Here is an 11,406-nt window from a genome sequence, read left to right as displayed (position 1 = left end):
AATAGCCCTCCCCGCTCAAAACCACCTTGTTTCATTCCACCTCTGCCCCGTGAAGTCCCGCGAGGAGGACCAGGAGCAGTGAGCAGTGAGTTCTTAAAAGCGACTGTCCTGGAGACGAACCTGTGAAGGAACTAGGGCCACTAGGTGGCCAACAAGTTCACACACGGGTCAAGTTTCAGCGACCGCGGCGAAGGCTCAATTGCCCTCGGCGGTATGAGGTCGCTCGCTACCTTTAGATTAGAGACTGGCCGCATCATTGAGAGAGGCTAATCAGTGAATACTCGCAGTGAAGAAAAATCTCAGCGGACCATTCGCGAATTGGGTGAGAGTTCTGGCCGGAAATTGAACGGCGAATCTCTGAGGAAGAAGCTAGTTGGAAAACAAAGAGCAAACTAACAGAGATTCTGATGGGCATCCTTGCGCGCCACGTTGACAAGGTCATCAAGAACGATCGGGATCTTCCAGTCGAGCCTGTGGAACCACTATCGTAGCCCAAATCCGTAGGACTTCGATACCTCGACATTCCGTATCCAAGTTTTTGTATGCTATGTCGATTTGCCTCACCTCACAGTCTTGGCCGGCTGCATACCGGAAAGGGACCATGACCAGAGCTTCTAATCCCATTCCTGAGAAGCTGCGGGGTATCTTACAAGCGCGGCTCGTCGGGCAACCCACCGCCACCAAGGCCGGGCGGGCGCGGAGTTGGAGGGGTTGAACCTTCGGCAACTTCGCGCCCGGCGCGGGTGGCTTACCTGGCCTTCTTGTACTTGTCGTAGAGGCGGGTGTGTTTGGAGTCGAGGGGGATGTCTTTGCCCTTGATGAAGAGGTGCTTGATTTCGGTCTGGTACTCGAAGATGTCCCCATCGGTCACCACCAGGTTGGCGATCTTGCCTTCCTCGATGGATCCCAAACGGTCGTCCACGCCGAAGAATTCGGCGGGCGTCAGGGTGATGCTGCGCAGGGCGTCATCGCGCGACCAGCCATGAGCCACCGAGTTGCCCACTTCGAAGGGCAGGGTGCGAACGCTGGACGACCCGCCCGTGGCGATGGCGAAACGGATGCCGGCCTCCTGCAGGATGCGGGGCGCCTCGTAGACGCTGTCGTTGCCCTCGTCTTCACGGCGCGGCATCGACTGGCGCGGACCCAGGATGAGCCGTACGTCGTGCTCTTTGAGGAAGTCGGTGATGCGCCAGGCATCATCGGCATCCAGGATGACGTAGTTGAGCCCCGTTTCTTCGGCGAAGGTGACGGCATTCTTGATGTCGGCGTGAGAGCGGGCCTCGATGACGGCCAACTGCCGGCCTTCCACCAAGGGAATCAAGGCTTCCAGTTGGCGGTCGGGAACCTCGACCTGCTCGCGATGCTGGGAGTAGTGCTTGACGCGGGCGAAGAGTTCCTTCAGTTCAGCCGTCTTCTTGTCGAACTCCTCCTGCGCCTTTTTGTAGGAACCCGCGCTCCCGCCTCCTCCGAAGCGGCGGAAGGAAATAGGCAGCACCGAGGGCAGTTCGATGTACATGGCGCCCTGACGGTCGACTTCCATGTCTTCCTGGGTCCAGCCGTCCAGGTGGATGACTGCTCCCTGTCCGGCGATGGCGCCTCCCCTGGGACGCGTGACGGCGTGGGTGATGCCGTCCACACGGGCCACCGGAATGTGCTCGCTTTCCACGTGGATGGCGGTCCAAGCCAACAATTGAGGCGAGTAGTCGCCCATCTCGGAATCGTCGTTGGTGACGGCCACGGCGCCGATCTCGGTCAATCCCAGGTTGGTGTCGGAATTAAAGAGCCCCGGATAGACGGTCAATCCTCGGCCGTCGATGCGGGTCGCTCCCCGAGGACGCCTCACGCGCTCTCCCACCTGGGTGATCATGCCGTTCTCGATGGCCACACCGCCCCGCTCGATCACGGGACCTGAGACGGTCACGATTCGGGCGTTCTCGATGACATAGGACTGGCCGGCTGCCCAACCGACCAATAGAAGCGCAACAAGGACGGCCGAGAGGTATTTGAAGCTTCTCATCGACGGCCTCCTTCCCTGGCGGCGGTGATGACGTCGACGTCTTCAACCTTCTCTTCCTTGTCGCCTTTCTTGGACTTGTCCTGATTCAGAAGGCGCTGCTTTTCTTCTTCAAGCTGAGCCAGCCGCTGGGCTTCCATTTCACGGCTGAAGTATTGCTCTCCGTCGATGTAGACCTCTTCGGCCACCGCGTAAACGCTGAGCGGGAAGTTGTTCCACAGCACCAGGTCGGCGTCCTTGCCCTCTTCCAGCGACCCCACGCGGTCGTCGATTCGCAGTTGCTTGGCTGGATTGAGGGTCACCGTGGCCAAGGCCTCCTCGGCGCTCAACCCTCCATAGCGCATGGTCTTGGCGGCCTCCTGATTGAGGTGGCGGGCCTCTTCGGCGCTGTCGGAGTTGATGGACACCAGCACGCCCTTGTTGTGCATGATGGCGGCGTTATAGGGGATGGCGTCGTAGGCCTCGACCTTGTAGGCCCACCAGTCTGAAAAGGTGGAGGCGCCGGCGCCGTGGGCGGCGATCTCTTCAGCCACCTTGTAGCCTTCCAACACGTGCTGGAAGGTGCCGATAGTGAAGCCGTAGTCTTCCGCCACCCTGATCAGCATGAGGATCTCATCGGCGCGGTAGCAGTGGGAATGCACCAGTCGTTCTCCCTTGAGAATCTCCACCAGGGGTTCCAACTGCAGGTCGCGGCGCGGCGAAATCAGCGGACTGACTCCCTGGGCCTTCTTGCTCTCGTACTCCTCCCACTCCTGCTGATAGGCCTGAGCGCGGTTGAAGGCGTCGCGGATGACGTCTTCAACGCCCATGCGCGAGGAGGGGTAACGGCGGTCGCGTCCGCGGGTGAAGAGGGGAATGCCGGGGCGCTTGGGGTTTTCTCCAAGGGCGAACTTGATGCCCGGCTTGGCCCCTTCGAACTTCAGTTCCTCCGCGGTCTTGCCCCAGCGCATCTTGACCACCTGGTTCTTGCCGCCGATGGGATTGGCGCTGCCGTGAAGCAGGTTGGCCGTGGTGACCCCTCCCGCCAGATCGCGGTAGATGTCGAAGTCGTCGGGGTCGATGACGTCCTCGGTGCCCGTCATCGATGAGACGCTGGTTCCGCCTTCGTTGATGGAGTCGAGGGCGATGTGGGAATGGCAGTCGATGATTCCGGGGGTCACCCACTTGCCTTGGCCGTCCACGACCCGAGCGCCCTCGGGCACTTCGATGTCGGTCCCCACGGCGGCGATTTTCCCGTCGCGGATCAGGACCGACCCTCTTTCGATCGTCCCCTGCGGGCCCATCGTCATGATCGAGGCATCGCGGATGACGATGTCGGATCCCAGAAGCGGCAGTGCCGTGAGAGCCAGTATGATGATGAAAATGCTCTTTCTCATGTCCTTAATCTCCTTATCCCTGTCTCTTCTACGGAATCTTGCTGCCTTCGATGGGGGCGGCGCCCATGCCGGCCACGTCGGCGGTGCCTACCAACTCGGTGCCCGAGGCGGTGCCCGTCAAAGTGATCTCGGTGGGTCCCATGCCCAGGTCGACCGTGATCTTGAAGCTGAACCCGTTGCCCTGGTAAGAGCCGTCGTAGATCTCGACCTGGCCCAAGGCCGGTGAACTCACGCTTCCGGTCAGCACTCCCTGAGAGGCCTGCAGATCGAACTGGATCTGCTGGTTGCCGTCGGGAGCCATCACGGTGACATCCCAGAGTCCGCTGAAATCGACCGGCTGGCCGTCGCCCTCCGGCGCTTTCCCCTTGGGCTTGGAGGGGATGTCGAACTTTTCTCCGTCAACGAACACGTGCTTGATCTGGGTGTCCTCCTCGAAGAGGTCGCCGTCGCAGACCACCAGGTTGGCGATCTTGCCTGCTTCGATGCTTCCCAACTGGCGGTCCACTCCCAGCAACTCGGCGGCTCCCAGGGTGGCTGCCCGCAGGGCGGCATCCTTGGAGAGGCCGTTCTCGACCACTTTGCGCAATCCCTCGTGGAAGTCCCGAGGGGTGCGCGAGCCACCGCTGGAGAAAGCCACCTTGACCCCGGCTTCGACCAAGCGAGCCGCGGCCATGGGGGCCTCTACCCGGTAGCGGATGGTGGAAAGCGATTCCTCGGCCTCGGGATGCTGATCGCGGGGCTTGGTCGGAAAGTCCAGGCTGAAAAGGACGGGGACGCCGGCCGAGGCCAGTTCCTGGGCCGTGCGGGCCCCTTCGAATCCGCCCGCGATCATGACCTGAATGCCGTGATCCTGGGCGATTCTGAGCACCCTGCGCATCTCGCGGGCCCGTTGGGCGGGAAAGACGGCCGTCATCTCGCCGGCCAGCAGCGGCTGAAGCCCTTCCAACGCCCGGTCGGTCTCGGGACGCTTGAGGCCGGAGGGGTTGTCGTCGTAGATGCCGTGGGCCTGCCGGTAGTGACGGGCGTCCAACAGCGTCTGGTTGATGTGAGCGATCACCCCCATCAGGGAGGCCGGATAGGTGCGTCCAGGCATGTCCTCAAAAGACATCCGCATCAGCGCCGGAGAACGCACGATCATGCGGTCGGTGTCGTGGGAGCTGTTGAGGGCGACGACTGCCGTCTGTCCCATGAAAATGCCATCGGCGGGGGCCACGTTGATAGCCAAAATGCCCGCTTCGCGCCAAGCCGACAGCTTTGAAGCGATCTCCTCATCCAGCAGGTCGGCCGCCTGCAGGTGAGGGAACAGCCCCGGACCCTCGGGGTTGTCAGGACCGTCGTTATTGCCGCGGCCCGATTCGCCCCCTTCTCTCCGCTCTCTCTTGAGACCGTTTTCGGTCAGCGCGTCGATCAAGCCGGGATAGAGGTGCATGCCCTGCAAGTCGATGGCTCGCGCCTCGGCGGGGACATCTGAGCCGTCCCCCACGGATACGATGAGCCCGTCACGGATGACTACGGTGGCGTTTTCAAGCACATCGCCGGAAACAGTGTGTACGGTTGCGCCCTGGAGCGCGTAGGCGCCCGGCTTCAAGTCGGGCATCATGCCCACGTCCTGCGCGGCCAAAGGCGCTGCCAGCAGCAGCATGGCCGGCAAGACGGTCAAAATGGTCTTCATGGATTTTCTCTCCTCCTCCCCAGGGATTCGCTCCCCAATGTGCCGATTCGGCAGACATTTGCAATGGGCGAACAGGCCAGTTAGTTTAAAGCAGCCGCCGCCTGCTGGCAATGAATGTATGGAGGCGCAAATCTGAGTTGGAGGGGCGATGGGTACGGCTGGTTTCACAGCCCGCACGCTGAAGACCGCCCGCAAGGTGGTGGATACGGTTTTTCCCCACTACCAGGTTTCAGCAGCCGACCGGAACCGCATGCTGCAAGCCGCCACCGTCATCGCCCTGGCCGACGTGGCGGGAAGCCGCACCATCCGCTGGAGATCGCCGCCGCCTTCCGATAGTGTTCCCGCCTTTGCGGACGGCGGCCAGGTTGTATTGCAGCCTCAGCCGGAGAGCCGCTACCGGCTGCGCAAGGGTTACTCGGAGGAAAAGGTCGACCGCGCCTTCGACGAATGCGAAGCGCTCTTCGATCGCTACCAGCTTCCCGACGACGAGCGGGCCTCTCTCTACAGCGCCCTGCCCTGCCTCGGCCTCTCGGCCCTCGACAAGCACATCGAGTGGCTCCAGCCCCCGCCCTTCCTCTGAGGCCGTTTGCGAGCAGTTGTGAGTTGGTGATTGGGAGGACTGGGAGTTGACCGTTGCCTTCCGAGGCTAGTGCGTCATGGCGTAGATGATGTAGTTGGTTCCCAGCTTGATGGCCATCTCGGCGAAGGGACGGGGATACTCGTCCACCTCGGCCCATTCCCAGGCATCGCCCAGGTCGACGTTGTGGTTGATCATGACCATCAGGCGTCCGCTGTCGTCTTCGATGCCCATGTAGTGGGGCTCCACTCCGCCCTTTTCAGAGAGGCTGCCGCTGTAAAGATATTGCAGACCCGGAACCTGTATCAGGCGGTCGATGCTGTAGTAGCAGTGGAAGATGGGATGGTCGACGGTGAGGGTTCGCGGCTCGTACTCGGGGAACACCTTCTTCATCTGGCGGTAGAAGTTGCGCCACTCCCAGGGACCGTGAAAGTCGTCCACCACCAGGAAGCCTCCCCGCAGCAGGTACTCGCGAAGCGCTGCCGCCTCTTCCAGGCTCAGCTCCATGTGCCCCACCTCGACGGCATAGAGAAAGGGGTACCGCAGGAGTTCCTTGTCGGTGGCTCTGATGGCCCGTTCGCGCGGGTTGATGAAGGTGAAGTCGTGCAGTTTGTGCAGCACGTAGAGGAATTGGCGGTCGGCCTTGGGGAAGTCGACGCTCCAGGAAGCGCCGCGCCGCCACCCTCCTCCCGAATAGATGAGGCGGGCGAAAGTGAATTCCTTGGCCTCCTGGCGCTCGCTGCGATCCCAGGTATCGCTGGCGTAGGCCCAAGGCAACAGCAGTAAGACGAGCAGCGTCGCGGTTCTTTTCATGCCTGATCGTTTGCGGTCGATGGAACCATTATACGTGATGGCCGCGCAAGCGTGCCGGAGGTTTCGGAGGGCATTGTATAATTCTAAGTCGTGACCATTTTGGACTCCTCCGGCCCAACACATTCCCACCGCGTCTGGCTGCTTCTTGCAGCGCTTTTGATAGGATCGGCCACAGCCTCTTGCCAGGCTTCGCTGCCCGCCCCGCAAGCGCTCGACGACGACGCCTTTCAGCAAGTCTCGAGCCGGCTCAGCGAATCTCCCGGCTACTTCGATACCGACAATCTGATCTCGAACGAGACCTCTTACCAGCACGCCCTCTCCGGCTTGCCCCGAGGCGCCGGCGAGGGACGCGCCTACCTGGGGGTGGGCCCCGGACAGAACTTCACCTACATCGCCCACCTGCGGCCCCATACGGCGATCATCCTGGACGTGAGACGGGATAACCAGCTCTTTCATCTCTACTGGAAGGAACTGTTCAGGCGTTCGGCCAACCGGGTGGAGTTTCTCTCCCATGCTCTGGCGCGTCCGCTCGAGCCCCGTTCCCGGCCACCGGGGAGCGAGGCTGACGCCGCCTCCTTAGTCCGCTTCTTCCATCACCTCCCCCCCGACGAAGAGTTTTACCGGCAGCAGTTGGAGTCAATTTTCGATTCCCTGCGCAGCCGCTTTCCCAAGCTGGTTGAAAAGGCCGACAAGGGCGCGCTGCGGCGCCTCAGCCTGCCTTTCGCCAGGCAGGGATTGAGTTTGCGTTTCGCCAGCCACGGCAGGCGTCCCCGCTCCTTCTATCCCACCTACGGCCAGCTTATCCTGGCCTCTGATCTGGAAGGGCGGCGAGGGCATTTTCTGGAGCGGGAAGAGGACTACCGGTTCCTCAAGAAGATGCAGGACGAGAACCGCATCATCCCGGTGGTGGGTGACTTCAGCGGTCCTCATGCCCTCAAGGCCGTGGGCAGCTACCTGAGCCGGCACGACCTCAAAGTGACGGCCTTTTATCTCTCCAACGTCGAGTTCTACCTCTTCATCAACGGAGTCTTCGACGAGTTCGCCCAGAACCTCGAGGCCCTGCCGGTGGACGAAAACAGCTTCCTTATCCGCACCCATTTCGGCAACGCCGGCATCCACGCCGAGGCCCGTCCCGGACACTTCGTAACCTGCCTGCTGCAGTCGGCAAGTTCCTTCCTGCGCCACCACCGGCGCGAGCCCTACCGGAGCTATTGGGATCTGGTCAACCGCGACTATATCCCCCTCAGCACCCAAAGCCGCGAATAGCAGACCCCGCGCTGTTTATTCCACCCTTTCAGGGTTGATTTCATGTTGATTCCTGACCCCCTGGGTGCTAGCGAATCGCTCGCTTTCAGCGAGCCCAGACTTGACTCTCAACACCCGATTCGCAGCACCGCGCGCTAGCGGCGTCGGTTTGTACTGCAAACTAGTTCTTGACACCAACTTGTTTGGGGTGTATTCTTTGGTTTGTCATGCAAACCGGATCACCGTCAGCGGCGCCCGACATGAAGCGCCTGCGCTACGTCACGGAGAACTACACCCACCTGCAAGGACTGCGCTTGCTGCCTTTCGGGCTCTTTTTTCTGGCCAAGGGCATGCTGGGCCAGGCCTTCACCAACACGCTCGTGGTCTCCGTCACGCTGGCGACGGCCGTGCTGCTCTTCTACCTGATCGGGCGCTATTACGAATCACGCTTGGGACGGGTGCGGCGCGAGACCAGCGCCCTGCTCAAGGACGGCGTGGCCGCGCTGGTCTGCCTGGTGGTCATCAGCGCCGGAGTTCAGCTCGAGATCCACTACACGATGCCGGTCAGCACGGTGTCTTTGGCGGTAGCCGGGCTCTTTTTCTACATCCACCTGCACTCGGCCGGGCAGCGTCACTATTACGGACTGATGGCTGTTCTTTTCCTTTTGGTTGGCCTGCTGCCGGCCACCGGCTGGGTGAGTTCGCGCGAGATCTTCGGGGTCGAACGCACCATCGGCGACTTTTTGCTGGCGGGAGCCTACATTGTGGGGGGAGTGTTGGACCACCTCTTCCTGATCCGCACGTTTCCAGCCCAAGAGGCGCAAGAGGAAAGCGATGACGACGCCTTTTGACGAGATCGCGGGCCTCAACAAGATCGTCCACGAACCGGCGCGCCTGGCCATTCTGACGGCTTTGAGTTCCTGCAAGAAGGCTGATTTTCTCTTTCTCAGGCGCTTGACGGGACTGACCAAGGGCAACCTCTCGGCTCATTTGACCAAGCTTGAACAATCCCAACTGGTGGATATCGAGAAGACCTTCGTGGGCAAAAAGCCGGCCACTTTCGTGAGCCTCAGCCAGGAGGGACGACGCGAGATCGAGGCTCACTGGAAACGGCTGGAGAACCTGCGCAATGGAGCGCGCCATTGGTCTCCCTCGGAAGGAGCGGAAGAGTGATCAGCCGATCTTCGGATTTCAATATGACCGTACCCGACTTCTCTGGAGCCACCCTATGACGACCACGACATCCCAAGCAAAACCTAAAAACGCCAAGCATGCTCCCCAGCTTCAGGAAGCCCGTCTTCTCAAGGAAGTTCTGGCGGGCCGCCACGAGGCCTACGGGCCCATTTTCGACCGCTACCGCGATCAGGCGCTGGGATTGGCTCTGACTTACACCCGCAACCGCGAAGATGCGCGCGATGTGGTGCAGGAGGCCTTCATCAAGGCTTTCCAGAACCTGGAGCATTTCGATCGGGGAAGGCGCTTTGGACCGTGGCTGCTTTCCATCGTGCGCAATCTTTCCATCGACCTGCTGCGGCGGCGCAAGTTCGACGGCCCCGAGCTGGTGCAGGAGACGCTCAGCGACGGAAGCTCGCTGCGGGAAGGCGAGCGGCGCCTCATCCGCAGAGAGATCGAAGAGGTGATGTCGCGGCTCAAGGCCCCCCATCGCCGCATTATCCTGCTGCGTGAATTGCAGGGCTTTTCCTACGCCGAAATCGCCCAGCAACTGGGGATTCCCATCGGAACGGTGATGTCGCGGCTTCACCAGGCCCGCCGCTGCTTCAAGCGGGAAACGGCCCGCCGCTCGGCCCGCCGGCATGGCGCTGCCGGGCGGTCTTTTGCTTCCGCCGCTTGAATCGCCCATACTGAGCGCATGAAAGCGAGCCTGGCGATGCTGCTGAGTCTTTTTCTCCTCTCCTGCTCCTCTCCGTCCTCTTCACAAGAAGCCGATCTGATCGTGCTGGGAGGGCGCATATGGACGGGCAATCCCCAGCAGCCCTGGGCAGAGGCTCTGGCCGTCAAGGGAGACCGCATCGCGGCGGTCGGGACGCGCCCAGACATCGAGGCCTTGGGGGGCGAGGGCACGGAGGTTATCGAGGCTCAGGGTGGACTGGTGACGCCGGGCTTCATCGACTCCCACGTGCACTTTCTGCAAGGCGGGGCCAATCTGGCTTCGGTGCAACTGCGGGACGCCTCCAGCCGCCAGGAATTCGTCCGCCGCATCGAGGCCTTCGCCGGCCAGTTGGAAGAGGGCGAGTGGATTCTGGGAGGCGACTGGGACCATGAGCGCTGGGGCGGCGAATTGCCCCAGGCCGGGTGGATCGATCAGGTCACGCCCCGGAATCCCGTCATGCTCAACCGCCTGGACGGACACATGGTGCTGGCCAATAGCGCCGCCATGAAGCTGGCCGGCGTCGACGCCCGGACCGAGGAGGTGGAGGGCGGCACCATCGTGCGCGACCGCCAGGGCCGTCCCACCGGGATTTTCAAAGACAACGCCATGGGTCTCATACAGGCGGCGGTGCCCCAGCCCACACACCAGCAGGTGGCTCGGGCGCTGGAGGCTGCCCAACGTCACGTGGCCCGCCAGGGCGTGACCTCGGTCCACAACATGGGCACCTGGAATGATTTCGAGGCTTTTCGGGAAGCCCACCGGCAAGGGCAGCTCAGGGTCCGCATCTACGCCGCCGTTCCGCTGAATAGCTGGGAGCGCCTGAAACAGCAGGTGAAGTCTTACGGCAGGGGCGACGAGTGGCTTCGGGTGGGCGGACTGAAAGGGTTCGTGGACGGCTCGCTGGGCTCCCACACCGCCGCATTCTTGGAGCCCTTCAGCGACGCACCCCAGGACCGCGGACTGCTGGTCAACGAACTCGACGACCTCTACCGCTGGATTTCCGCGGCCGACGGCGCCGGGTTGCAGGTCATGACCCACGCCATCGGCGACCGCGCCATACGCGAACTGCTCGACATCTACCAGCGGGTCGCCGAAGAGAACGGAGAGCGTGACCGCCGCTTCCGCATCGAGCACGCCCAACATATCCATCCTGACGACATCCAGCGTTTTGCCGCCCAGGACGTTATCGCCAGCATGCAGCCCTACCACGCCATCGACGACGGGCGCTGGGCCGAAAAGGTCATCGGGCCGGAGCGCATCCGCACTACCTACGCCTTCCGTTCCCTGGTGGAAAGCGGCGCCACCGTCGCCTTCGGCAGCGATTGGTTCGTGGCGCCTCCCACGCCCTTGGAAGGCATTTACGCCGCCCTCACCCGCCGCACCCTGGACGGAGCCAATCCCCAGGGATGGGTGCCCGAAGAGAAGATCAGCCTGGAACAGGCCCTTCAGGCCTATACCCGCAACGCCGCCTACGCCTCCTTCCAAGAGGACCTCAAGGGAACTCTGGAGAAGGGCAAGCTGGCCGACTTCGTGGTCATTGACCGCGACCTGAGCGCGATTCCGGCCGCCGAGATCCGCGAAGCGCAAATCCTGCGCACCGTGGTGGGCGGAGAGGTGGTCTTTTCAGCCGACGAGGGCGCGCAATAAGTCGCTCCTCCCCTCGAATATTCAGGATCGAACACCATCGAGACTTCGACCGCGCGGTGGGGCGCGCGCATTCTGCGGAGGAACACGCCGCAGAGCCGTTTCGTCGTACACTTAGCGGGGCTTTGTTGAGGGAGAACGCCGGGGGGCGATTGCGGAGTTTGAGGATCTGAT

The 11,406-nt window shown here is 62.1% G+C and carries 10 protein-coding genes; 6 read left to right on the top strand and 4 right to left on the bottom strand.

The window, feature by feature from the left end:
• Positions 1-748: 748 nt before the first annotated feature.
• The 3 genes from VLU25_13855 to VLU25_13845 are packed head-to-tail and all read right to left on the bottom strand — an operon-like array spanning position 749 to position 5,062.
• Positions 749-2,017 carry an amidohydrolase family protein gene (locus VLU25_13855; protein ID HSR69017.1) on the bottom strand — a complete coding sequence of 423 codons (1,269 nt, stop codon included), beginning with the start codon at positions 2,015-2,017 and terminating at the stop codon, positions 749-751.
• Positions 2,014-3,390, bottom strand: coding sequence for an amidohydrolase family protein (locus VLU25_13850; GenBank protein HSR69016.1), 1,377 nt, complete (start codon positions 3,388-3,390; stop codon positions 2,014-2,016). The genes VLU25_13855 and VLU25_13850 overlap by 4 nt, the downstream gene beginning before the upstream one ends.
• Before the next feature lie 28 nt (positions 3,391-3,418).
• A complete protein-coding gene (locus VLU25_13845; protein ID HSR69015.1) occupies positions 3,419-5,062 on the bottom strand; it encodes an amidohydrolase family protein in 1,644 nt (547 codons plus the stop codon).
• Between the two features lie 148 nt (positions 5,063-5,210).
• Between VLU25_13845 and VLU25_13840 the strand changes: the two genes are divergently transcribed.
• Positions 5,211-5,642: a hypothetical protein gene (locus VLU25_13840; protein ID HSR69014.1), complete on the top strand. Its 432-nt coding sequence runs from the start codon at positions 5,211-5,213 to the stop codon at positions 5,640-5,642.
• A gap of 66 nt (positions 5,643-5,708) precedes the next feature.
• Here the strand turns inward: VLU25_13840 and VLU25_13835 are convergent, their stop codons facing one another.
• Positions 5,709-6,452 (bottom strand): DUF4159 domain-containing protein, encoded by a 744-nt coding sequence (locus tag VLU25_13835; protein HSR69013.1) that lies wholly within the window; start codon positions 6,450-6,452, stop codon positions 5,709-5,711.
• Positions 6,453-6,542: 90 nt separating this feature from the next.
• On the opposite strand from VLU25_13835, the gene VLU25_13830 reads away from it, so the two are divergent.
• From VLU25_13830 to VLU25_13810, 5 genes are all read left to right on the top strand, one after another.
• Positions 6,543-7,718, top strand: coding sequence for a hypothetical protein (locus VLU25_13830; protein HSR69012.1), 1,176 nt, complete (start codon positions 6,543-6,545; stop codon positions 7,716-7,718).
• 239 nt (positions 7,719-7,957) lie between these two features.
• A complete protein-coding gene (locus VLU25_13825; protein ID HSR69011.1) occupies positions 7,958-8,548 on the top strand; it encodes a hypothetical protein in 591 nt (196 codons plus the stop codon).
• Positions 8,532-8,870, top strand: coding sequence for a transcriptional regulator (locus VLU25_13820; protein ID HSR69010.1), 339 nt, complete (start codon positions 8,532-8,534; stop codon positions 8,868-8,870). Before VLU25_13825 ends, VLU25_13820 begins: the two co-directional genes overlap by 17 nt.
• 55 nt (positions 8,871-8,925) lie before the next feature.
• Complete coding sequence (locus VLU25_13815) at positions 8,926-9,549, top strand: sigma-70 family RNA polymerase sigma factor (protein ID HSR69009.1); 624 nt, start codon at positions 8,926-8,928, stop codon at positions 9,547-9,549.
• A gap of 18 nt (positions 9,550-9,567) precedes the next feature.
• On the top strand, positions 9,568-11,235 hold the full coding sequence (locus VLU25_13810) for an amidohydrolase (protein ID HSR69008.1): 1,668 nt from the start codon (positions 9,568-9,570) through the stop codon (positions 11,233-11,235).
• The last annotated feature ends 171 nt before the right edge of the window (positions 11,236-11,406 follow it).

It is taken from the genome of Acidobacteriota bacterium, from assembly GCA_035471785.1.
Classification (GTDB): domain Bacteria; phylum Acidobacteriota; class UBA6911; order RPQK01; family DATIPO01; genus JANQFM01.
Note: the sequence above shows the minus strand (reverse complement) of the source record. Positions and strands in the feature narration are given on the sequence as shown.